Raw genomic sequence first — 24,185 nt, forward strand, 5'->3', positions numbered from 1 at the left:
ATGGGGTTTTTATTAAGTCTTCGTTTTATGCGGCCAGTCGCGCTAAAATCACCCTATGAGTCTCCAATATATCGACAAGTTGTTACAACCCGCGTCTGTAGCCGTTATCGGCGCATCTAACCGTGCCAATCGGCCGGGCAATGCGGTGATGCGCAATTTGCTGCAGGCGAGCTTTGCCGGGCCGATTATGCCGGTTAACCCCAAATATTCGGCGGTAAACGGCGTTTTGGCCTACGCCTCTATTGCCGAGCTTCCGGTGGTACCCGATCTGGCGATTGTCTGTACTCGGGGCGATCGGGTGCCCGATATAATCGAGCAACTGGGTGCGTTTGGCTGTCGCAATGCGATTGTGATTGCCGCGGGCTTAAGTCAGCTTGAAGCGAATGGTGAAACGGTAGAGTCCGCCATGTTGGCCGCCGCCAGGCGCTGGCACATGCGCATTCTGGGGCCCAACAGCCTGGGGTTGATGGTGCCTGGCATCGGCCTTAACGCCAGCTATGCGCACACCTCGGCTCAGCAGGGTAAGTTGGCATTTGTCAGTCAGTCCTCGGCGGTGTGTACGACTATTTTGGACTGGGCCGAAAAACGCAGCATTGGTTTTTCGCATTTTATCGCCCTGGGCGATGGTGCCGATGTGGACTATGACGAACTGCTGGATTATTTGGGGCGCGACCCCAAAACCAATGCGATTTTGCTGTACGTCGAGTCTATTCGCAGCGGCCGGTTGTTTATGTCCGCGGCCCGGGCCACTGCCGCCCACAAGCCGATATTGGTGATCAAAACCGGCCACACACTTGAAAGCCTGCAGGCGGCCGCCGGCATTGCGGGCGACCAGGTCGGGGCCGATGGCGTTTACGACGCCGCCTTTCGCCGCGCGGGTATGCTGCGGGTAGGCGAGCTGCGCGAGCTGTTCGCTGCGGTAGAAACCCTGGCCCACGGTAAGCCGATTCACGGCGAGCGCTTAACCGTGCTAACCAACGGCATTGGCCCGGCGCTGATGGCGGTGGATACGTTAATCGGCAATGGCGGTCGTTTGGAAACCTTAAGTGACGACACCCTGCAGCGCCTGCAAACGGTGGTGCCCGTAGGCGGGCACAGTGGCAATCCGGTGAACCTGCTGGGCGATGCCTCGCCCGAGCTGTATCAAAAGGCGCTGGAGATTTTACTGGCCGCGCCCGAGGTCGATAATTTACTGGTGCTGCACGGCCCCTCGGCGCTGGTATCCGGTGAAACCTATGCCGATAAAGTCATACACACTGTTAAACGCCATTCGGGTCGCACACCCAATGTGCTGGTGGCCTGGATGGGTGAGGGCGCCTCGGTGGCCGGACGGCAGCGGTTTTCCCGTGCGGGGGTTGCCTCGTTCCGCACCCCGGAAGGGGCAGTGGGGGCGTTTATGCATATGGTGCAATACCGCCGTAACCAAAAGCTGTTAATGGAAACCCCCGAATCGATTCCGGCGGATATTCCCCACGATATTCTAGCGGCCCGTAAAATTATTCATACCGCGTTTGAGCGCGGCGAAGGGCAGTTATCTATTGAGGACGATGTGGCCCTGCTGAACGCCTACGGTATTAAAACCCTGCCCACCTCGACCGCGCAAACGCCGGGTGAAGCGGCGCTGCAGGCATCCAGTATCGGGTTTCCGGTTGCGCTTAAAATTGTCTCGCGCGATATTTTGCATAAATCCGAAGTCGGTGGCGTGGTGCTTAACCTACACGCTGCGCAAGAGGTACACCAAACCGCCGACAATATGCTCAAGCGGGTCGCCTCCACCTACCCCAATGCCACAGTAGCGGGCTTTACCCTGCAGCAAATGGCGCGTCGCGCCGGTGCCTACGAGTTACGCATAACCGTAAAAAACGACCCGGTATTTGGCCCGGTTATTTTACTGGGCGAGGGCGGCACCGATTTGGACACCGAGCGCCACAATGTAGTGGCCCTGCCACCGTTAAATATGGCGCTGGCCCGCTACCTGGTTATTCAGGCGCTGGCCGAGGGGAAAATACGCGATCGCAATTTACAGCGGCCCCTGGATCGTCACGCACTGCAAGTACTGCTGACCCAGGTTAATCAAATTGTGATCGACCACCCCGAAATTCAAGAATTGGATATCAACCCGGTGCTGGCCTCGGGCGCCGAGCTAACCGTGTTGGATATCAGCGTTAAGCTGGGCGACCCGGCCGCGCGCCAACTGGCCATTCGCCCCTACCCCAAAGAATTAGAAGAAGTGGCGATGCTTAAGAATGGCCGCCCGATTACTCTGCGCCCCATTCGCCCCGAAGACGAAACCACCCATAAAGAGTTTGACCACTACCTGTCAGGCGATGACCGCTACAACCGGTACTTCTCCGAAATGCCACACCTGGGCCACGAGCAGTTGGCGCGCCAAACGCAAATTGATTACGACCGCGAAATGGCCTTTATTGCCAGCGCCCGACGCGACGACGGCAGCGAAGAAACCCTGGGCGTAGTACGCGCGCTTATGGACCCGGACAATACCGAAGGCGAATTCGCCGTGGTGGTGCGCGCCGACATAAAAGGCCAGGGCCTGGGCAAACGCCTGCTGCAAAAAATGCTGGGCTACTGCCGCGAGCGCGGCCTGTCCTACTTAACCGGCGAAACCATGCTGCAAAATAACGGCATGGCGGGTTTGGCAAAGTCGGTGGGCTTTACGGTAAAACGCGATATGGAAGAGGGCGTGGTGACTATGCGGTATGATTTTAAAAGCTGAAATAGCGTAAAAAAACAGGGTCAACCCTGATAGCAATATAAAGGTTAAAACCTCTGTTAATCTTTATTGAATGAAAATTATCTACAGCAAAAAACGCTTACTTGGGTACTGGGTACTGGGTTTTGGGTGGATTTCTCAGCTTCATCCCCGGCGTTGTCATTGCGGTTATTTACTGGGTAAACCAAAAAGCCGAGTGGCAGCTTGATCCTGTCGGCGAGAGCATCGCCAGCACCTTTAACCTGCAAATAAGATGCTCGTCCTGAGCATCTTATTTGTCGCCCTGTAAAATTGGCGGAATTTGCGAAATACCTTGATTTCACAGGGCTCACGCTCGCCTTCTGCGGCGTCGGCGCATCCTGCGCCGCTATTAACCCGGCAATCATAATTGCCGGGTTAATAGTATGCTACCGGTGGGCTGGGCTTTCTGCGCGCTCATACCCATGGCGTTACCGGTATCGGCAATGGCGTGGTTATCCATCGCGGGCTTCATCTGGGCCTGTAAAACCCACCGTTGGCAGCCGCTGTATTTATCCTTCGGGGCGTGTTTGGCGTTTGGCTTATTCTGGCCCGCAACCTTTTGGATCATGATGAGCGTGTAGCGCGGAACTGCGCCCACCACCGCAGGTCTATATCGGCAGCGTTAGGCGTTGTTAACTTACGGAAAACACTATGAATGCTTCTTCTATTTTAAATCAGTTGATGAAACAGGCCGGCGGTAGCTCATCTAGCGGCGGCTCGGGCGGCGTTGATGTCAGTAAAGTCATGCAGGGTATTTCCTCACAGTTCTCGGGTGGCAAAAGCTCGGGCGGTATCGATTTAAAAAGCCTTTTGGGCGGCGGCGCCCTGGGGATGATGATCGGCTCCAAGCGCGGCCGAAAAATGGGCGGCAAAGCCTTAAAATATGGCGCTATTGCCGGAGTGGGTTATCTGGCGTGGAAAGCCTACCAGAACTCACAATCGGGTAGCGCCGCTAACCCCGGACAGCCGAGCGCCCAGCAGGGCCAGCCACTGGAAGAACTGCAGGGCCAGGCGCAGGAGCGTCGCGGTCAGGAAATCCTACAGGCCATGATTATGGCCGCCCGCGTCGACGGCCATATCGATGCCAACGAGCGCGCCATGCTTACCCAGGAAATCGAAGCCCTGGGACCGGATGACGAACTCCACGCCTGGATACAACGCCAGTTCGATGCGCCGCTGGATGCCCAGACGCTGGCGCAAACCGCTGACTCGCCCCAGGCTGGGCGTGAGATTTACTTGGTTAGCGCCATTATTGTCGATGAGCAAAACCCCATGGAGCGCGCCTGGCTGGATCAGTTGGCCGGTGCCTTGGGCTTACCGGCTGAGGTGGTCGGGGAATTGGATCGGCAGGTGGAGGAGCAGGTTAGAGGGTAGTTTGCTTTTTATATGCCCGGGTCGCCGGGCGTTGCGAGGTACTTTTGGTCTTGGCCAAAAGTACCCAAAAGCCGCGCCCCAACATCTGGCCCTTCGGGTCCCCTCATTCCAATCGATTTTAGCGGGCCGTATCGATAGGCCGTCCGTGGCCTAGCGATACTTGCGCAAACCTCCTGTTTGCTTACCCCCTAAAATAGATTTCCATTCGGCTTAGATGTAAACGGGGCAAAAAAGCGGTGCTTCGTAGCAGGTGAAGACTTTTATACAGGTATATTTGACCGCCGCGGCCTAAGTCGCACGCATTGCCCGCAAAGCAGGCTCGCTTTGCGGTTTTAAATAATTATAAAAACGTTTATAGTCAGTCACTTAACCAATTGGGAAGGTTAGATAACAAGACAAATGCAAGTGCGTTAACGCGCACGCACGCTTTATCCCGCCTTCCTTACGCCTGAAAACGACTTAAACTTTAATTAATACAGCTGCTTGCGGCTCTTTCCGAATGCTTTTTCAAGGAATGTTAACGCGCATGCACGCTATACAAATGTTATGCAAAAAACGAGAGTTATTCATGGATTCAGAGATAATTATAAAAAAGGGACTAAAGTTAGGGGAATTGGACGCAGAGGCGGACTCTGATCTATTGGACGCTTGCTTTGTTGATAATGGCCAGCTGGGAGAGCTTCTCGACGTAGAGTCTCCTTCTTCAGTAATACTGGGGAGAACCGGTGCAGGGAAAAGTGCTCTTCTGTACAAAATTTAAACTGAAGTTGAACATTCCAGTTTCTTAGATCCGAACGATATTTCCATAAGATTTCTTGAGCATTCGAATATTGTTCTGTTCTTTAATGAGCTTGGCGTTAAACTGGATTTATTCTATCGAATTTTATGGAGACACATTCTTACAGTTGAGCTTCTAAAGTTACGTTATGGTCTACGAAGCGAGACTGATAATGATAGTTTCTCTCGCTGGCTAAACGGCCTAGTATCAAAAGATCGGGTTAGGGAGCGAGCCTTAAGTTACTTTGAAGAGTGGGGAGATAAATTTTGGCTAGAGACTGATGAGCAGCTTAAACAACTCACTACAAAATTTACTGATGACGTTAGGGCCAAACTCGGCGGAAAATATAAGAATATAGAAATATCGCTTGAAGGGGCGAAATCATTAAATGAAGAAGTGAAGACAGAAATCAAGTCGTTAGCGACTCAGGTGGTTAGTGGAATACAAATACAGCGACTGAACGAAGTTTTAGATCTGCTTGCTGAAAATTCCTTCGAAGATAAACAGAAGCGCTATTACATACTGATTGATAAATTAGACGAGGATTGGGCGGAAACTGAAACGCGATGCAGGTTTATTCGCGCTTTGATCGAAGAAACCAAGAGTTTACGTCGTATACCTCAAGTGAAAATTGTGAGCGCTCTAAGAAGAGACCTTTTAGATTTGGTATTTGATAATACTCGAGACTCAGGTTTTCAAGAGGAGAAGTATGAGGCGTACTTGGTTCCGCTGTCATGGTCTAAAGAGGACCTGAAAAAATTACTTTCGTCTCGAGTGGCTGAGGTTTATAAGCGGCAGTATACAAAGCAGAGGGTAATGTTTAATGATGTTTTTCCAAGGTCACAAAAAGGCGGTAGCGGAGAATCAGTACATTACATCGTTGAGCGCACCTTGTTTCGTCCGAGGGATGCCATTCAGTTTGCTAATGAGTGTTTTAGGGTGGCATTTGATAGGCCTCGCATATCATGGAGAGCAATTTTTGCCGCTGAGGCGACTTATTCCAGCAAGAGATTGAAGTCATTAACCGAAGAGTGGTCTGAGTACTATCCTGCATTGGAGCACACCTTGGAAATGCTGAGAGGATTGAAGATTCCGTTTACGAGGTCTTCTTTATCTGCCGATAGGCTTTCAGAAATAACAATGGAGCTTCATGAGGCTGATATTAATGACCCGTGTACAAAAATGGCTCGGCAAATGTATTCTGCAGAATCTAAGTTTAGTGATGCTGATATGGTTTCTCAGATATTAATATGTCTATATCACGTCGGAGTTATCGGTATTAAAATAAGCACCCTGAATACTTACATTTGGTCTCATATAGATCAGCCCAGAATTAGTAAGAGTGAAGTTAAAAGAGCAAATCAAATCGTAGTTCATAAAATGTTTCGCCATGCTCTAGAAATTCATGAAGGCGCATAACAAGTTGCGGTGTGTAACCAATTTTTTTACACTTCAATTGACAACGGGATTGGTTGCCGGTGCAACAAATATTGGCAAGTATCCTGAGGGTGAGAAAGCGCTTGCAACACTCTCCAAGTCCGGGTTGTTTTTCCTTAAGTGGCGAGCATATGCCAATTATAAGAAGGAGCTTAAGGGTATTCGTAATGCCGTTGGCGCGTTGGGTCTTGTATCGGGTGCCTTGCTTCTTATCTTCGGCCCTTCATCCGAACCGTCGATGTATAACGCATTGCCGGGCGCATGCATCGTGCTTTGGTTTATGCTGCACTTCGGTGTGAGTTTTCGGAGCAGCGTGCGGGAACAATTTTCGTTTGTAGGTCTGTTCCTACTTGGTCCATGGTTAATTCTCCCGTTTCAGTTGCTTGGGCCCAATGATGTTGCATTACTTGAAGCCATGGTTCAACCTCTGGAGAAGTTAGGGATAGTAGTCAATTCCCCATACGAAGCTGCACTCTTGAGCAGTTTAGTTGGTGGAGCTATGGCGTTATTCATCGCATGTATGACGGTTCTCTTGTTCTCAGCGATGCCGCTGACGTTGTTGTTTTTATTGGCTGGCACCAGCCGACTTTCGATCGTTGCGTTGAGAGTGAGCGGGAAAACTGCCTACAACGTTGCCATGCTTTACTTCTTCGTTATTGGTCCAATCTTAGGTTTCCTGGTAAGCAAGGGGCATATCTAGGTGTTGCATAACAAAGCGCCGAAGCTTACGTTTGACCCGCTACCCACTTTTGCTGCCGCAAAAGCTGGCGTCGCATCAAAGAGCTCTGGTTTCACCCATTAGGCAAGTTGTCTTGTAGCCCTACGAAGTATTATTAGTGGATTCAGTCTGGGGTTTCGCCCATTTACGGCTGAGCCGAGCGGAGGCCGATTTTTGGGGGTAAGCAAACAGGAGGTTTGCGCAAGTATCGTCAGGCCAGGGAGGGCCTGTCGATACGGCCCCCTAAAATTGGCTGGAGGGAGGGCACCCCGGAGGGGCCAGTTGTTGGGCGAGGTTTTTGGTTACTTTTTGCCGAAAAAGTAACTCGCAACGCCCGGCGACACGGGCATATTAAAAGCGAAATAAATATTTCTTCTCTGAACGTAAAAGTTATCCAATTGAAAATCCTACCCCTGCAATCCCTTACTCGCCAAATACTCATCATAAGTCCCGGAAAAATCGATAATTTTATTATCGGTAATCTCCAAAATACGCGTGGCCAGTGACGAGACAAACTCGCGGTCGTGGCTGACAAAAATAAGCGTGCCGGGGTAGTTCTCTAGCGCCAGGTTGAGCGACTCAATGGATTCCATATCCAGGTGGTTGGTGGGTTCATCCAGCAGCATGACGTTGGGCTTTTGCAGGGTTAAGCGGCCGAAGATCATGCGGCCTTGTTCGCCCCCGGAAATTACCTGTACCCGTTTGTTGATGTCGTCGTTGGAAAACAGTAAACGACCCAGGGTGCCGCGAATCAGTTGCTCATCGCCGTTAACGGGTTTGAACTGGCTCATCCAGTCGAACAGGGTTTCGTTATTGGCAAATTCGCTGCTGTGGTCTTGGGCGTAGTAGCCGATGTTGACGTTTTCGGACCATTTTACCGTGCCGGCATCAGGGGTTAGCTCCCCTTGCAGGGTGCGTAGCAGGGTAGTTTTACCCGCGCCGTTTTCGCCAATGACGGCAATACGCTCCCCTACCTCGACCATCAGGTCGAAGGGTTTAAACAGCGGGCCTTCGTCGAAGCCTTTGCTCAGGTTGTGCACTTCCAGCGCCAGGCGGTGCAGTTTCTTTTCTTGCTCAAAGCGAATGTAGGGGTTTACCCGGCTGGAGGGCTTAATGTCTTCCAGCTGAATTTTGTCTATTTGCTTGGCACGTGAGGTAGCCTGCTTGGCTTTGGAGGCGTTGGCCGAGAAGCGGCTGACAAAGGCCTGCAGTTCGGCAATTTGCTCTTTCTTTTTGGCGTTGTCGGCGTACTGGCGTTCGCGCACGGCGGTGGCGGCGGTCATGTAGTCGTCATAGTTGCCGGGGTAGAGGCGAATTTCGCCGTAGTCCACGTCCGCCATGTGGGTGCACACGCTGTTTAGAAAGTGGCGATCGTGCGAGATAATCACCATAGTGCTGTTGCGCTGGTTGAGGGTCTCGCTCAGCCAGTGAATGGTGTGAATGTCCAGGTTGTTGGTGGGCTCGTCCAGCAGCAGTACATCCGGGTCAGAAAACAGCGCCTGGGCCAGCAGCACGCGCAGCTTCCAGCCGGGGGCGATTTCGCTCATGGGGCCGAAGTGCTGCTCGGTGCCAATGCCCAGGCCAATTAACAGCTCACCCGCGCGCGACTCGGCGGTGTAGCCGTCCATTTCGGCAAATTCGGACTCCAGGTGCGCGACGCGAATGCCGTCTTCTTCGCTCATTTCTGCCTGGCTGTAAATACGGTCGCGCTCTTCTTTAACGGTCCAGAGTTCGGCGTGACCCATAATCACCGTATCGACGACTGAATATTGCTCAAAGGCAAACTGATCCTGACGCAGCTTACCAATGCGCTCACCCGGGTCCAGCGATACATTGCCCGCGCTGGGCGCCAAATCGCCCCCCAGAATTTTCATAAAGGTGGACTTGCCACAACCGTTGGCGCCAATTAGACCATAGCGGTTGCCATTGCCGAATTTAACCGAGACGTCTTCAAACAACGGCTTGGCGCCGAACTGCATGGTGATATTGGCGGTAGTGAGCACGGGAGATCCTGTGGTAGAAAGAATAGGTAGGCGGTTGCTGTAGGACGGTAAAAGCCTGTTCGGCTAAGCAATCGCAAAGGCGCGCGATTGTCCCAGATGTGGGGTAATACATCAACGGTAAATAAATGACTAATATGCTACAGGGTGGTATGCCTGTTTGCGGCGTTAATTGGCAATGCTCTGTCTTTTGGCGCTGCCCAACTTTTTGAATAGCAACCCATTCATAGGCGAAAATACGCTGTTTATCGCGCTGAATATCGGTGTGTTAGGGGCTATTGTTATTCAATTGTATAAAGGCAGATGAAACATTGCAGCCACAGGCTTTATTGTAAGGGCGGGTTACCAGCCAATAAATGTTTGCTTTATTTCTGCGTCAGACGTCCGACCTCAGACGTCTGACGAAAAAAGCCCCGCTATCGCGGGGCTCTCGCGTCGGAAGTCCTTTTCCTTTTTATCGCTAATCCAGTATTACCGATTCAAATACTCCATTAACCACTGCATCGCAGGGCGCTGCTGGCCATTGCTGGTCATTAGGCCCGTGCCTTCGCGCCAGGTGGCGCCGACCACATAACCCCACAGGGTAATGCCGGCAACATCCGGGTGGTTGTAAAAGATAGGAAAGTGAGTCTGCATGTACTCCAGTTGCTGCTGGTCGTTGGACTCTTGAATATCGTACTCGGAAATATACAAAGGCAATCCCAGCGAGGCGATTTGATCCAGCTTGTCTTCAATTTCCTGAGCGCTCCAGACGCGGGGGTTATACAAACCGTGAGCCTGCAAGCCTATCGCATCGACGTAACCTGAATTAACCGCGGGACGGATCATATCGATGATCGCGTCGGTATCCCAGGTCATAAAGTTGTAGTCGTTATAAATCAGAACCGCGTTGGGACAGTGCTCGCGCGCCAAACGGAACGACTCGGTAATCCAGTCGCTGCCATAGGCATTTTCGGCGTAGTTGGCCGGGGCGTGCGACGGTAAGGCCTCGTTGACCACGTCAATCATTTCGGTGTCGGGGTAGCGTTCGCAGTAATCGACAATCCATTCCTCAATTTCCGCGCGCTGCTCGGCGGCACTCAGCCCGTCAATCCAGCTCGGGCGCTGACTGCCCCACACGAGTACGTGGGCTTTAACCGGTATACCGCTGGCGCGTGCGTAATCGTAAATATCGTCCAGCGGCCCCCAGTTGTACTGGTCGCGCGTGCCTTCTACTGAGCCCCACTTGCCTTCATTTTCGGGGGTAATTTGGTCCCAGTACTGGGTAAAATCCGATCTGACACTGCCGTTGGTGGTGATATTGCCCACGAAGAATTCGGGGAAGTCAGGGTTACCTGGATTACCGCTTGAGGAGCTGCTAGAGCTTGACGACGAGCTACCGTCAAACGGATTACCAAAGCCGATAGAGCCGCTGCAGTGCAGCATTTCCGAATATGAACCCGCGCCACATTCGCCGTCCCAGGCGCCGGTATTGTCCTCTTGGTCTTCGGCCTGATGGGTCACATTGTTGACCATTACATAATCCACCTGCACATCGCGGTCACCCGAGTCATTGGTAAAGGCAACGCGCAGCTCGCCGGTGGCATCCGTGTTGACCGTGTAGTCCAGCATGCCAATGCTGAGCGTCCAGGTTTCGATGGTTTGGCCGCCTATTTCCAGGCTGACGCTTTCATCGCCCACCACGCCACTCATACGCACGGTAATGCTGTTGCTGCCACTGTCGGTAGAAGACGAACTGCTAGAGCTGCTGGGACTGCTTGAGCTAGAGCTGGAACTGGTCGAGCCGCCGCCCTCAACCTCCAGGCTGGTGAGTGTTGGCGTGGCGCTGCCATTGGCGCAAAAACCAAAGCTTGTGCTACTGCTGGGGGCAATGTTGGCATTGTGAGGCGCGGGCGAGACACTGTCGCCGCTTAAGTTGCCGTTCCAAAGATTGGTAATATTGGCGCCATTAAGGCCCAGACCTACTGTCCAGTTGGAAATGTTGGCACTGCCGTTATTGGCGATGCTAACGTCGGCGCAGTAGCCGGATCCCCATTGGTTAGAGACGCTAATGGTGGCCTCGCCGGAGCCGTCGGTAATGGCGTGAGCTGCGCTCGCGGTCGCCAGCGCCGAGGCGGCAAACAGTAAATTTATTCTATTTAGATTTGTCATGGCTAAACTCCTTCAAGAGTAGTGGGCTAAGTTTGCGCTAACTCTTGCCGCGATACCTCCTGCGAGCCCGAGCAAATAAGTAGAACCACGGACCTGCGTTCGCTCTGAGTTATTAAATGCTTACGGCGGCCGGTTAGCGAACAGCAGGGAAGATTTAAGTGTGGCCGCAACTTATTGTCAATTTGAGTTTAAGTGGTTTGAGGGATCTTGTGCCTTGGTTTTTAGGATTGTGTTTTCTGTCACGTTTGCTTTGTTCTAATCGAAATATGTAATGGGTTGCTATATTCAGGGAGGAAGTGATAGTCGAGGTCAATGTAAAGGAAGATGCGCTAAGCGACGTTCGATTGTTGTAGGCGAAGTCATTTGTCTGCCAAAATATTTCGCGGGTATTATTGGCGATCAGCTTTCGCTAGGGCGAAAGCGGCACCGCATACAGACGGGCTAGCCAAAAATCGTATGCAACCGCTTCACCATAATGGTTTGTATCGTCGGTTTTACCCAGGCACTAGTCAGTAAGCGCCTTCCGCGTAGATTAGCTCGTAGCTGTGGCTGTAAATCTCCAGAATATTGCCGAAGGGGTCTTCCATATAAATCATGCGATAGGGTTTTTCGCCTGGATAATAATAGCGCGGTTCTGCCATACGCTTTTTACCCCCAGCGGCGACTATTCGGTCCGCGAGCTCTTCCACGTTCGGGTCTTGCACGCAAAAGTGAAACACGCCGGTTTTCCAGTACTCGAAGTTATCCTCCGGGTTGGTCTGGTTTTTAAACTGAAAAAGCTCTACCCCTATCCGGTCGCCCGTGGATAAGTGCGCGATACGAAAGCTGCCCCAGCCTGCGCCGAAGACATCGGTGCACATTTCGCTAATGGCGCTGTTGTCTTCGGTGATGTCGGTGGGTTTCATAATCAAATACCAACCCAGGACCTCGGTGTAGAATTTTACGGCTTGCTCTAAATCCGGCACCGAAATGCCGATGTGGGAAAAATTTCTAGGGTAAACGTTACTCATGGGGTGTTCTCCTGTGTTAAGAGCAACTCTGGATTCATAGAGGTGCCCTTGAGTCAAAAACAGGTTACATTGTGCTAATCATTAGGTAAAATTATTAATATTTCTTAGGGGTATCACTTTTTGTAATGATTAATGCAGTGTGGCTAAATACTTTTTGCACTCTGGTTGAGGTAGGGCATTTCACCCGCACGGCCGAGCGTCTGCACATGACGCAGTCCGGGGTCAGCCAGCACCTGCGTAAGCTGGAGGATCAGCTGGGCGTTGAGTTAATTGTTCGCCAGGGAAAGCAGTTCTCGCTCTCGGGGCCCGGTGAAAGGCTTTATGCCGAGGCCCAGGGTGTGCTTCTTGCGTTGGCGAACCTGGAGCAGAGTGTGGCTGAAGATCCGGCTTTTGAGGGCAGTGTGCGGATTATGTCGCCGGGCAGTGTGGGGCTAAAGCTCTACCCGAATTTGCTGGCGTTACAATCCCAGCACCCCAAGCTTATTATCGATCACCGGTTTGCCCCTAACCCGGACGTAGAAAAGGCGATTGCGGAGTCTCGGGTTGATATTGGGTTGATGACTTCAAAGCCGACCCTGGCCGAGGTAGAAGGTAAAGCCATTGCTCAGGAATCGCTGTTATTGGTCACTCCGACAAGCATGCAAAAGCCGGATTGGACTAGCTTGATGACGCTCGGGTTTATCGATCACCCCGACGGGAATCATCACGCCAACTTACTGCTGGGAGCGAATTACCCGGAGTTTCAGCAGGTTAATCTTTTCCCATGCAAGGGGTTCTCAAACCAGATTGGTTTGATCTTAGAGCCAGTGAGTATGGGGTTGGGTTTTACGGTCTTGCCCGCCTATGCCGTAGAAGCCTTTGATAGGCCCGAGAAAATTAAGGTACACCATCTTGCTAAACCAGTTAGCGAAACCCTTTATCTTTGCAGTTTTAGAAATCGACCACTGCAGGCGAGAATGAAAACCGTCATAGCCGAAGCCAAGCGATGGCTTTAAGTTTTGCGTCAGACGTCCGACCTAAGACATCTGACGCAAAAAGCCATCAGACACTCAAATAACGCTGTACCAGATCTTCATTCAGCTCTTCCATGGCACCGGTCGCTTCCACCTTACCCCGTTCCATAATATAAAAATGGTCCGCCACTTTGCGGGCGAAAGGCAGCTTTTGCTCCACCAGCAATACGGTTAAGCCAAACTCTTCATTCAGGCGGCGGATTACATTGCCGATATCACGCACTACATTAGGCTGAATGCCTTCGGTGGGTTCGTCCAGAATCAGAAGCTTGGGGTCCAGCACCAAGGCACGGCCAATAGCCAATTGTTGTTGCTGACCTCCGGATAAGTCGCCGCCACGGCGGTGTTTCATCTCTTGCAGTACCGGAAATAGCTCGTAAATTAAATCCGGTATTTTGCTCGTGCCATCGCCTCGGGCGCCCAGGGAAATTTTTAGGTTTTCTTCCACGGTTAACAGCGGAAAAATCTCGCGACCCTGGGGCACATAACCAATGCCGGTACGGGCGCGATTTTCGGTAGAGGCTTTACTGACGTCCTTGCCATTAAAAATAATCTGTCCGTCTTTAATCGGTAGTAAGCCGGTCACGCATTTAAGCAAGGTGGTTTTACCCACCCCATTGCGCCCGATTAAACAGCCACAGCTGCCTTCGGGCAGTTCCAGATCCAGGTCCCAGAGAATATGACTCTGGCCGTAATACTGGTTGATTGATTGTATGTTTAGCACGTTGTTGCTCCGGTTGGAGCGCTGAACGCTTTACGCCAAACGCAGAACGCAAAAGATGCGCAGTGTTTGACTACAGGCTTTCAGCGCCTATCATTCTGTTCCGCGTTCCGCGTTCCGCGTTCCGCGTTCCGCGTTCCGCGTTCCGCATCACTACTCCCCCAAATAAACCTCAACCACTTTCGGGTCGCTCTGCACCTGATCCATACTGCCTTCGGCCAGTACCGAGCCCTGGTGCAGTACGGTCACTTTGCGGGCGATGGAGCGGACAAAGGCCATGTCGTGTTCCACCACGATAACCGAGTGCTTACCTGCTAGCGAGGTTAACAGCTCGGCGGTGCGCTCGGTCTCTTCGCCGGTCATACCGGCGACGGGTTCGTCCACCAGCAGTACGCGGGGGCTTTGCATTAATAGCATGCCGATCTCTAACCACTGTTTTTGCCCGTGGGATAAATTGCCCGCGCTGTTAAAACGCGACTGGGCAAGGCCAATGGTGTGCAGCACTTCGTCGATGCGGTCGCGCTGCTCGCCGGTTAGCTCGCGGGTTAAGGTAAACCAGAATTTCTTATTGCCGGCGGTGGCCAGCTCCAGGTTTTCGTACACGCTTAGGGCTTCAAACACTGTGGGTTTTTGAAACTTGCGGCCAATGCCGCCCCGGGCGATTTGGTGTTCGGATAGCTCGCGAAGGTTGATTTGCTGGCCGAAGTAAATACTGCCTTCATCGGGTTTGGTTTTGCCGGTAATCACATCCATCATGGTGGTTTTACCCGCGCCATTGGGGCCGATAATACAGCGCAGTTCACCTTCGTCGATATACAGGTTCAAATTGTTCAGCGCTTTAAAGCCATCAAAGCTCACCGACACGTCTTCCACGTACAAAATGGGGCCGTGGCTGGTATCCAGCGGGTGACCGAAATTGGGGTCTTTAACGGGCAGCGCTTTGGTGCTCCAGTTGCGGGCGTGTTTAAACGGGTTCATGGCTGCTCCTCCTGTTTGCTTGTGCTTTTACTTTTTTTGAAGCGACCGATTAAGCCCACCAGCCCTTTGGGCAGTACCAAAGTGACCAGCACAAACAGCAGGCCCAAGGGGAACAACCAAGCTTCGGGGTAGAAGGTGGTAAACACGGTTTTGCCGTAGTTCACACTGAACGCTCCTACAATGGCGCCATACAGGGTTCCGCGCCCGCCGGTGGCAACCCACACAACCAACTCAATGGAGTTAAGCGGCGAGAATTCGCCCGGGTTAATAATGCCCACTTGCGGCACGTAGAGAGCGCCAGCAATACCGGCCAGTACCGCCGAGAATACAAACAACCACAGCTTGTAAGATTCTACCTGGTAGCCGGAAAACCGGGTGCGCGATTCGGCGTCGCGAATCGAGACAATGACTTTACCCGCCCGCGAAGTAACGATATAGCGGCAGGCGAGATAAGCAAGCATGAGCGCAATACCCGAGGCTAAAAACAAGCCAATACGGGTGGAGTCGGCGGTAATGGAAAAGCCGAGGATATCCTTAAAGTCGGTTAAACCGTTATTGCCACCAAAGCCCATCTCGTTGCGGAAAAAGGCGAGCATTAAGGCGTAGGTAAGGGCCTGAGTAATAATGGCAAAGTAAACGCCGGTTACGCGCGAGCGAAACGCCAGCCAGCCAAATACCCAGGCAAGAATTCCCGGCACGAGGACAATCATTAAGGCGGCAAACCAAAACATATCAAAGCCGTGCCAATACCAGGGCAGCTCTTGCCAGTTCAGAAACACCATAAAATCCGGCAGTAGCGGATCGCCGTATTTACCCCGGTCGCCAATCTGACGCATTAAGTACATACCCATGGCGTAACCGCCCAGGGCAAAGAAAGCGCCGTGGCCCAGCGAAAGAATACCCGCGTAGCCCCAGATTAAATCCAGCGCCAGTGCCAGCAGGGCGTAACACAGGAATTTACCCAAAAGGGTGACGGCAAAGGTTGAGACGTGAAAGGGCGAGCTTTCGGGCACCGCCAGATTCAGGATAGGCACCAGAATGCAGGTGAGGGCAATCAGGCCCAGCACCAGCATGCCGCCTTTATCACTGGTTAATAATCGTTGTGTCAGCATAATTCAGTTCCAATTCTGTTAGGTAAAAATCAATCTGCAGCGGCCCGGCCTTTTTGCGGAAAAAGACCTTTGGGCTTTTTCTGAATAAACAGAATCAGCAGTACCAGAATCAGAACCTTGGCCAGCACGGCACCGGCAAAGGGTTCCATAAATTTATTAATCACGCCCAGGCTCATGGCGCTGACCAGAGTGCCCCACAAATTACCGACGCCGCCGAATACCACCACCATAAACGAGTCGATGATATAGGCCTGGCCCAGGTTGGGGCCTACGTTAGTCAGTTGTGATAAAGCCACCCCGGCAATGCCGGCAACACCCGAACCCAAACCGAAGGTCATGGCATCCACCCAGCTGGCGCGCACACCCACGGCGCGGGCCATGGGGCGGTTTTGCGAAACGGCGCGTACCTTTAAACCCAGCGAGGTTTTTTTAAGCACTGCGAGCAGCGCGAAGAACACCATTAAACCGAACAGCAAAATGTACAGCCGGTTAAAGGTAATCGAAAACGCCGGGTTGATTTGCAGCGAACCGCTCATCCACTCCGGCAAACTGACAGCCCGGTTTAAGGGCGAGAAAATAGAGCGCGCGGCCTGTTGTAAAATCAAGCTGATACCAAAGGTGGCCAGCAGAGTTTCCAGCGGGCGGCCGTACAAAAATTGAATCACGCCTCGCTCAATGGCAATGCCCACCAAACCCGACACCACAAAGGCGGCGGGAATAGCCATAAACAAACTGTATTCGATCTGATTGGGGAAGGCCTGTTGAATGACCCAGGTGGTGTAGGCGCCAATCATCATCAACTCGCCGTGGGCCATATTAATAACGCCCATTACCCCGAAGGTAATGGCAAGGCCAATGGCGGACAGCAGCAGAACCGAACCCAGGCTAAGACCGAAAAAGATATTCTCGCCCAAGCGGAACATTTTCAACTTGCTGTCAATGGAGTCCAGCGAGCGCTGTGCCTCGGCGCGAATGCTCGACTCGCTGTCGTTGTCGGCGACAATTTGCAGCGCACCTCGAACCTCGGGGTAGAGCGAGCCGCGCAATTGTTTCGCGGCGTTCAGGCGGGTTTCGTTGTCACTGCTTTCCAGCTGGGCCAGGGCAACGGCGTCGTCCATGGCATCTTGCACATCGCTGCTGCTTTCGTCGGCTTTGAGTTGTTGCAACAGAGCAATGCTGTCGCCATCAACGCCGTCGGAAATCATCTGCTCTACAGCGCGCAAGCGAACGTCGGCATCGGCTGCGCTTAAATTCATTTGTGCCAGCAGGGTTTTAATCTGGCTGCGTAATTTGTTGTGAATGGGAATGCGTTTGGTGCGGCCCAGATTATCGGCGTTAACGGCCTCACCATTGGCGGCCAGCACATAGGTGTCGGTGCCCGTTTCGATTAACACCTGGCGCGGGTCGCTGCGGGTAGATTCCAGCGAGCCTTCAAGCAGCGCTTTTAATACGGTCTGCGCGCGCTCGTGGTTTGTGGCGGCAATAGCTTCCACGGTTTTACCGCGTTTGCTTAAACTGCCCGAGGCGAGTTCATCCACCAGGGTGGGAAAATCCGGTTCGGCCGGGGACTGTGCATAGGCTGAAGGCAGCGTCAATAAAAATGCGCCGAGGGCTATCCACAGGCACACTGATTTTTTTAAAAGTGCCATGGTTGTATCACTATCAGGTTTGAGGGGGTGATCAGGGCTCTCGCCCTGAAAGTTGGGGCGGCTAATGCCGCCCCGCACTCAGCAGTATTATTCCGCTGTAGCGCCTACACACTTTTTGGTTTTGGTGTTGTAGTTACCGCAGTCCAGTTCAACCCAGTCAGACTTCAGGTCTTTAGAACCTTCCAGGTAATCAGACCAGGCATCGCCCGCTACCAGACCATCGGTTTCCCAAACGGTCAGGAACTGGCCGTCTTCCTGGATTTCACCTAACAACACGGGTTTGGTGATGTGGTGGTTGGGCAGCATTTTGCTGGTGCCGCCGGTCAGGTTGGGCACTTCAACACCCACAATCGCATCGATAACGGCATCGGAGTCGGTGGTGCCGGCTTTCTCAACCGCTTTTACCCACATGTTAAAGCCAATGTAGTGTGCTTCCATGGGGTCGTTGGTCACGCGGTCTTCGTTGCCGATGTATTCAAGCCACTGATCGATAAACGCGTTGTTTTCGTCGGTGTCCACGCTCATAAAGTAGTTCCAAGCCGCCATATGACCCACCAGCGGCTTGGCGTCGATGCCGGACAGCTCTTCTTCACCCACACTGAAGGCTACGACAGGAATGTCTTCGGCGGAGATACCCTGATTACCCAGCTCGCGATAGAAAGGCACATTGGCGTCGCCGTTAATGGTAGAAACCACGGCGGTTTTCTTGCCCGAGCTGCCAAAGCGCTTGATGTCAGACACAATGTTCTGCCAGTCGGAGTGACCGAAAGGCGTGTAGTTGATCATAATGTCTTCTTCGGCTACGCCCTTAGACTGCAAGTAGGCGGCGAGAATTTTGTTGGTGGTACGTGGGTACACATAGTCGGTACCGGCCAGAACCCAGCGTTTTACTTCCAGCTCATTCATCAGGTAGTCCACGGCGGGAATGGCTTGCTGGTTGGGCGCCGCACCTGTGTAGAAAACATTGCGCGAGGATTCTTCACCTTCGTACTGCACAGGGTAGAACAGCAGACCGTTTAATTCTTCCACCACCGGCAGTACGGATTTGCGTGAAACGGAAGTCCAGCAGCCGAAAATCGCATCGACTTCTTCCTGGGCTAGCAGCTCGCGGGTTTTTTCCGCAAACAGGGGCCAGTTAGAGGCGGGGTCAACCACTACGGGCTCTAACTGTTTGCCCAGCAGGCCGCCTTTTTTGTTTTGCTCTTCAATCAACATCAGCATGGTGTCTTTCAGGGTGGTTTCTGAAATGGCCATGGTGCCCGACAGCGAATGCAGCACACCGACTTTAATGGTGTCCTCTTCCTGCGCGCTGGTGGTTAAACTTGAGAGGGCGAGTGTACAGGACGCGCCCAGTACCCCGATGGATTTTAATAATTTTTTAAGCTTCATGTTCAATCTCCGTTGATGGTAAACATTATGTTGGTTCTTTCCAGAATCTTCCTTGTTAAGGATTTGATAAGTCCTTACATCTTCCCGTTTTTTGTAATGCTCTTTTTACGTCTGCCGCGCCTGATGCAGCATGTGCAGAGTAATTTTTTGCACTTCAGCTTGGCTTTCTAGTATGTGGGCCTGCAATAAACGCTGGGCCTCAAGGGTGCGTCGCTTGATAATCGCGCGCAGTATTTTTCCATGCTCTTTATAAGTCGCTTCAATGCGAGGTGCCTGAGTAAAATCAATCCGGCGAATAATGCGCAGTCTTTCGGTAATGTTGCGGTGCACTTTCGCCATTTCTTCGTTGCCGCAGGCCTCCACCAGCTGGCAATGGAATGCTTCGTCTTGTTCGCGAACGGTCGGCCCGTGGCTAAGCCTGTCTTTTACCGGCACTAGCCAAAAGTTTTTTAAGCTGTCCAGAGCGGGGCTTTCTTGCTGCTCGCACAGCTTTTTAATCGCTGCCAGCTCCAGAAAAATTCTCAGTTCATACAGCTGATCAAACTTTTCAAAATCAAACGGTTTTACCTGCCAGCCCGCGCGAAACATCACAGTGACAAATCCATCTCGCTGCAACCGTGACAGAGCTTCGCGCACCGGAGTGCGACTTGCCTGCATGCGCTGGGCCACTTCCTGTTCGGTAAAGCGGTCGCCTGGCAGTAGGGCAAAGTCAAAAATCTCTTGTTTGAGCGCGTCGTAAATCCGGTCGGTTACACTTTGTCTTTTGCTGGTCACGTACGGCTCTTTATTCACTCATCATGTATGCAAGATGGTATTCAGCAGAAACTGTGCCAAGGGTGGTTTGGGTAGGAAAAGCGTCGCAAAGGCGCTTATTTAAAAGGATATGCTTTAACGCGGCAGCAGGTTTAGTATTTTTTGAAATTTGCCTCGCCCTCATTTGGGGCGAGGTGTGGTGCACGGTCTTGTTTTTGGTGCAAGGCACTCCCTGTCGTCGGGGCTAAGTGATACTTTTGATATAGGCGCGCCAACCTCGTAGTTCAGTAATGTCGGTGGCACCCTCGGTGGCGGCGTTCTCGCAAATAAACCCTTTGACGTCGCGACCGTCGTTTAAGGTTAATGTACCTATGCCCAAAGGTGCGGGAATAAGTGCGACAAATGAGCCAAACTGGTCCACAGGCATATCCCACAGTTCCACTTCTATTTCGCCACCGTCCGCCGTTTTAACCAGACCTGGTTTGGGGGGCGTCGTATTGGGTAGGGCGTAAAGTCGATACTGTGGTGCGGTTGTGGTGGCTTCCACCAGGCGTGCTTGGCGTTCCGTAAGCTGGCGGTTGAGGGGCATGCCGCTTAAGTGCGCGCCCACCACCGCCAGGCGAATATGCCCCTGGGGGATGTTGGTCTCACTGGTGGAGCGGGGTAGATCAACGTCGGTGGCCCCGCGTTTGCCTCCCAGCTGTGCCTGCCAGCGGCGACCGAATTCGGCCAGGGCGGTGTCCTGCCACGCGGGCGCAATCAGCGTTATGCCAAAGGGCAGGCCGTCATCGCGAAAACCGGCCGGCAGTGCCAGGGCGCTGCAGTCGGCCAAATTGACAAAGTTGGTCCAGGTGCCCAATTGGCTGTTGACTGCCACGGGGTCGGCTTCGACCTCGGCAATGGTGGGCAGGCGCGGCGCGGTCGGCACCAGCAGGGCGTCAACGCTGGCCATGGCTTGCTGAATACTGCGCACCAGTTCCGCTCGGCGGTATTCGGCGCGGTAGGCGTCGGTAGCGCTAAAGTTCTTTGCCTGTTCGATAATACCGCGCACCACTGGGTTCATCTTATCGGCGCGGTCGTGCATAAATTCGCCCACCGCCGCGTGGCGTTCGGCCACCCAGGGGCCGCCGTAGAGTAGCTGCGCCAGGGTTTGCATATCGCTAAAATCCATCGGCACCAGTTCTACGCCTTGCTGCTCCAGCTGGCTTAGGGTTTTGTGCCAGGCTTTTTCCTGCTCGCTGTCACCAAAAAAGGGCAGCTCGGTAGGAATGCCAAAGCGTGGCTGTGCGGGCAACAGACGCGCCGGGTGCGGCTGCTTGCGGCTGTAGCCATCGGCCGGATCAAAGCCTTCAATAATGCCCGCGACGGTTTCGGCGTCTTCCACGTTCAGGGCAAACACCGAGGTGCAATCCAGGCTTTTACACGCGGGGACCACGCCGTGAATACTAAAGCGCCCCTTGGTGGGTTTGAGCCCGACAATGTTATTAAAGCCCGCCGGCACCCGGCCAGAGCCTGCGGTGTCGGTGCCGATGCTAAAGGGGACCAAGCCGCGCGCGACTGTCACTGCTGAGCCCGAGCTTGAACCGCCGGAAACATAGTCCGGGTTATAGCTGTTGGCTACGGCGCCGTAGGGCGACCGGGTGCCTACCAGGCCGGTGGCAAACTGATCCAGATTGGTTTTGCCCAGCAATATGGCGCCCGCTTGCTTGAGTTTGGCGACAATGCTTGCATCGGTGTTAGCGGTATAGCCAAATGCGGGGCAGGCGGCAGTGGTGGTTAAGCCCTGGGCGTCGATATTGTCTTTAAGTGCGAAAGGAATGCCGTACAAAGGTTGCTCGGTCGGTGAGCGCAAATTATCGATTTGCTGCGCAATTTCCTTGTCGCTCAGGATATAAATCCAGGCCGGGTCCTGTGGGTCCAGGGAGTTGCGTAGTGCCAGCAGGGCGTCGGTCGGGGTTGTCTCACCAGATTTATAGGCGTGCTGCCACTCGCTGATGGTCCAAGCTGTGGTTTGGGTCATGGGGGCTCCTGTGAAATACAATCTTGTATACAAGATCTGTCAGCAGATTTTATGCCAGACTAAAATGAGCAGTATGTTTTTACGCGAGACCTTTGTTTGCGGAGGGAGTAACCTATTGCCCCATTGCCGCGGCACGAAGTTGTTGCCCCATTGTTGAGCTTGCAGGCTAAAGCTGCGTTATGATGGGGCATTAAAGAATGGGGAGCCTCTGATTAAGTCCCCGGCGGCCTCTGGCTTACAGAGCTTTTCGAGATCAAGGCGGCGAACTGAAAGCGGGCTGACGGCCCGGTGAGGTGAGCCAACACAGAGATCGGAAAGCTCTGTAAGCCCCGAAGGGCGCGGCCAAAACGTCCATCCGCTGTGTTGCACTTCTTGCCAAGGACTATGGCCATTGCCTGCGAAGCGCGCCTTGCGGAGTGAACGTTTTGACTCGCGCAGAGACCGCCGGGGACTTGATCAGAGGCTCCTTAGAATGGAGTTGTTAATGAGACAGTGGTGGTCCGTTTACTGTGCCTTACCCGCCAATGTGTGGGTGTTATTTACCACCTTGGCATTGGTGATGACATCCATCCCGTTGATGGTGTTGATCAGCGGTTTGATTGGCTTGCAGCTGGCTCCCGAGCCCGAGCTTGCTACTCTGCCACTGGCGCTCGCGGTCACCGGTACGGCGTTTAGTACTTTACCTGCCGCCTGGTTAATGCAAAACCTGGGGCGCCGTGGTGGTGGTTTTGTCGGCTTGCTGCTGTCGTTTTTAGGGGCCATTGCCGGGGCCTTCGCTTGTCAGTTCTCCAGCTTTACCTTATTGCTGGTCGCGGCCGTTTTGTTGGGCGCGGCCATGGCGTTTTACCAGCAGTTTCGCTTTGCCGCGCTCGAGGCCGTGTCCGCCGCCCAGGCAGGGCCGGCGGTCTCGGTGATTATGTTCAGTGGGGTTATCGCGGCGTTTTTAGGGCCAGAGCTTGCTGTGTGGGGCCGCAGTTGGCCCGGCAGTGCCGAGTACACGGGTGCTTTTGTCTTGCTTGCCGTGGTGATGGCGCTTGCCGCGCTGGTGTTTTCCCGTTTTCGCGCGGTGGCTACTGCGCAAGAAAGTATCGACGAGCCCGCGCGGCCTTTGCGTACGCTTATTGTTCAGCCAGTGTTTTTACAGGCCCTGGCCGCTGCGGCAATCGGCTATGGGGTTATGAGTTTTCTAATGACCTCAACGCCCATCAGTATGCACGAGATGCACGGCCACTCGGTGGCCGATGCCAAGTGGGTGATTCAAAGCCACCTACTGGCGATGTTTGTGCCCTCGCTGTTTGCCGGTGCATTGCTTAAATCGCTGGGTGTTCAGCGCTTGATGCTGCTGGGCAGTGTTTTGTACGCGCTGGTGTTAGCGCTGGGGTTGCTCGGGGTGAGCCTGATGCATTACTGGGGCGCACTGGTTCTGTTGGGTATTGGCTGGAATTTTTTGTTTTTATCGGGCACTTCACTTTTGCCTGGAGCTTATCGTCCGGCCGAGAAGTTTAAGGTTCAGGCGGCCAATGACTTTGTGATTTTTGCGGTGCAGGCAGTGGCGTCTTTAAGCGCGGGTTGGGTGCTGTATCAGTTTGGCTGGCGCTGGCAAGTGTTGTCGTGTTTGGTGCCGGTAGTTTTGTTATTGGTGACGAGCTGGGTCGTGTTAAAGCGGCGCGCTTAGGGGCGGGGGGATGGCTGGCGCAAAGCAAAAGGGCGGCGAAAGCCGCCCTAAAAGTAAGGCTTTTTAACGTTTAGGTAAACTGGACAGTACCTTTGTCACTGCTTGGTCAATCATTTTTTCAGCTTCCTGTGCATTTTTTTCGACCAGTTTTTTCTGATAAACACCCTGCCAGACCGCGCGTTTCTCAGACCAGTCCACCACATCGATATTAATAGCGCCGGTGTAGCTGATGCGCGTGTTGCCGCCTTCGGTTTCCTGGGTTAAGGGGCCGCTGTACCACGAGGCCCAGGACTGGTAGTAGCCCATGCGGGTGGGGGTGATGGGAATCGCGTTATTAAACGAGTCGAGTTCGTTATCTACTTCGGCGCGGTAGTTAACGTACAGATCTCCGTCGCTTTGTTGATACTGATAGCCTTTAGCTTCCATGGCGGCAATGATGCTTTGGTCAAAAGCGCTTTTGTAGTGTTTGCCGCTGGCTTCGCTGAAAAATTGAATCTCGGGCTCGTCGGCCAACGAAAAGCTCTGGTACTGACTAAAATCTGCTTGTTTATCCTGGTGGTGGCTAATCTGCGGGCGCGGGTTGCTTTGGCAAGCCAGCAGCAGCGCACAAGCTACCGCGATAATTACAGTGGAAATGCGCAGTTGCGAGAACATA

Annotated in this window: 18 protein-coding genes; 6 read left to right on the forward strand and 12 right to left on the reverse strand. The window is 53.1% G+C overall.

Going from position 1 to position 24,185, the window contains the following annotated elements:
- Positions 1-55 precede the first annotated feature (55 nt).
- Positions 56-2,734: a bifunctional acetate--CoA ligase family protein/GNAT family N-acetyltransferase gene (locus tag M6D89_RS00730; protein WP_253966114.1), complete on the forward strand. Its 2,679-nt coding sequence runs from the start codon at positions 56-58 to the stop codon at positions 2,732-2,734.
- A 379-nt stretch (positions 2,735-3,113) separates the two neighbouring features.
- Here the strand turns inward: M6D89_RS00730 and M6D89_RS00735 are convergent, their stop codons facing one another.
- Entirely contained in the window at positions 3,114-3,320 is a 207-nt protein-coding gene (locus M6D89_RS00735; protein ID WP_253966115.1) for a hypothetical protein, read from the reverse strand.
- A gap of 83 nt (positions 3,321-3,403) precedes the next feature.
- Here M6D89_RS00735 and M6D89_RS00740 point away from each other — a divergent pair, with 83 nt between their 5' ends.
- The 3 genes from M6D89_RS00740 (at position 3,404) to M6D89_RS00750 (ending at position 7,041) form a co-directional block, all read left to right on the forward strand.
- Entirely contained in the window at positions 3,404-4,126 is a 723-nt protein-coding gene (locus M6D89_RS00740; RefSeq protein ID WP_253966116.1) for a tellurite resistance TerB family protein, read from the forward strand.
- A gap of 835 nt (positions 4,127-4,961) precedes the next feature.
- Positions 4,962-6,323 (forward strand): P-loop ATPase, Sll1717 family, encoded by a 1,362-nt coding sequence (locus tag M6D89_RS00745; RefSeq protein WP_418930348.1) that lies wholly within the window; start codon positions 4,962-4,964, stop codon positions 6,321-6,323.
- Positions 6,310-7,041: a hypothetical protein gene (locus M6D89_RS00750; protein ID WP_253966118.1), complete on the forward strand. Its 732-nt coding sequence runs from the start codon at positions 6,310-6,312 to the stop codon at positions 7,039-7,041. Before M6D89_RS00745 ends, M6D89_RS00750 begins: the two co-directional genes overlap by 14 nt.
- Before the next feature lie 425 nt (positions 7,042-7,466).
- On the opposite strand, the gene M6D89_RS00755 is transcribed toward M6D89_RS00750, so the two are convergent.
- The 3 genes from M6D89_RS00755 to M6D89_RS00765 all read right to left on the reverse strand — a co-directional run bounded on the left by M6D89_RS00755 (position 7,467) and on the right by M6D89_RS00765 (position 12,220).
- Positions 7,467-9,062: an ABC-F family ATPase gene (locus M6D89_RS00755; protein ID WP_253966119.1), complete on the reverse strand. Its 1,596-nt coding sequence runs from the start codon at positions 9,060-9,062 to the stop codon at positions 7,467-7,469.
- Between the two features lie 468 nt (positions 9,063-9,530).
- A complete protein-coding gene (locus M6D89_RS00760) occupies positions 9,531-11,210 on the reverse strand; it encodes an endo-1,4-beta-xylanase (protein ID WP_253966120.1) in 1,680 nt (559 codons plus the stop codon).
- Positions 11,211-11,719: 509 nt separating this feature from the next.
- Positions 11,720-12,220: a lactoylglutathione lyase family protein gene (locus tag M6D89_RS00765; RefSeq protein WP_253966121.1), complete on the reverse strand. Its 501-nt coding sequence runs from the start codon at positions 12,218-12,220 to the stop codon at positions 11,720-11,722.
- A gap of 125 nt (positions 12,221-12,345) precedes the next feature.
- Between M6D89_RS00765 and M6D89_RS00770 the strand changes: the two genes are divergently transcribed.
- Positions 12,346-13,215, forward strand: a complete 870-nt coding sequence (locus M6D89_RS00770; RefSeq protein WP_253966122.1) for a LysR family transcriptional regulator — start codon at positions 12,346-12,348, stop codon at positions 13,213-13,215.
- Between the two features lie 46 nt (positions 13,216-13,261).
- On the opposite strand, the gene urtE is transcribed toward M6D89_RS00770, so the two are convergent.
- The 7 genes from urtE to atzF all read right to left on the reverse strand — a co-directional run bounded on the left by urtE (position 13,262) and on the right by atzF (position 21,855).
- Positions 13,262-13,957, reverse strand: coding sequence for an urea ABC transporter ATP-binding subunit UrtE (gene urtE / locus M6D89_RS00775; protein WP_253966123.1), 696 nt, complete (start codon positions 13,955-13,957; stop codon positions 13,262-13,264).
- A gap of 150 nt (positions 13,958-14,107) precedes the next feature.
- On the reverse strand, positions 14,108-14,932 hold the full coding sequence (gene urtD, locus M6D89_RS00780; protein WP_253966124.1) for an urea ABC transporter ATP-binding protein UrtD: 825 nt from the start codon (positions 14,930-14,932) through the stop codon (positions 14,108-14,110).
- On the reverse strand, positions 14,929-16,044 hold the full coding sequence (gene urtC, locus M6D89_RS00785) for an urea ABC transporter permease subunit UrtC (RefSeq protein ID WP_253966125.1): 1,116 nt from the start codon (positions 16,042-16,044) through the stop codon (positions 14,929-14,931). The genes urtD and urtC overlap by 4 nt, the downstream gene beginning before the upstream one ends.
- A 29-nt stretch (positions 16,045-16,073) precedes the next feature.
- Positions 16,074-17,693 (reverse strand): urea ABC transporter permease subunit UrtB, encoded by a 1,620-nt coding sequence (urtB, locus tag M6D89_RS00790; RefSeq protein WP_253966126.1) that lies wholly within the window; start codon positions 17,691-17,693, stop codon positions 16,074-16,076.
- Between the two features lie 87 nt (positions 17,694-17,780).
- Positions 17,781-19,082 (reverse strand): urea ABC transporter substrate-binding protein, encoded by a 1,302-nt coding sequence (gene urtA, locus M6D89_RS00795; protein ID WP_253966127.1) that lies wholly within the window; start codon positions 19,080-19,082, stop codon positions 17,781-17,783.
- A 105-nt stretch (positions 19,083-19,187) separates the two neighbouring features.
- Complete coding sequence (locus tag M6D89_RS00800) at positions 19,188-19,856, reverse strand: GntR family transcriptional regulator (RefSeq protein ID WP_253966128.1); 669 nt, start codon at positions 19,854-19,856, stop codon at positions 19,188-19,190.
- A gap of 223 nt (positions 19,857-20,079) precedes the next feature.
- A complete protein-coding gene (gene atzF, locus M6D89_RS00805; RefSeq protein WP_253966129.1) occupies positions 20,080-21,855 on the reverse strand; it encodes an allophanate hydrolase in 1,776 nt (591 codons plus the stop codon).
- A gap of 484 nt (positions 21,856-22,339) precedes the next feature.
- Between atzF and M6D89_RS00810 the strand changes: the two genes are divergently transcribed.
- Positions 22,340-23,530, forward strand: coding sequence for an MFS transporter (locus tag M6D89_RS00810; RefSeq protein WP_253966130.1), 1,191 nt, complete (start codon positions 22,340-22,342; stop codon positions 23,528-23,530).
- A 63-nt stretch (positions 23,531-23,593) separates the two neighbouring features.
- On the opposite strand, the gene M6D89_RS00815 is transcribed toward M6D89_RS00810, so the two are convergent.
- On the reverse strand, positions 23,594-24,184 hold the full coding sequence (locus tag M6D89_RS00815; RefSeq protein ID WP_253966131.1) for a DUF4136 domain-containing protein: 591 nt from the start codon (positions 24,182-24,184) through the stop codon (positions 23,594-23,596).
- Position 24,185 lies beyond the last annotated feature (1 nt).

The sequence above is a fragment of the Gilvimarinus xylanilyticus genome, assembly GCF_024195295.1.
GTDB classification, from domain to species: domain Bacteria; phylum Pseudomonadota; class Gammaproteobacteria; order Pseudomonadales; family Cellvibrionaceae; genus Gilvimarinus; species Gilvimarinus xylanilyticus.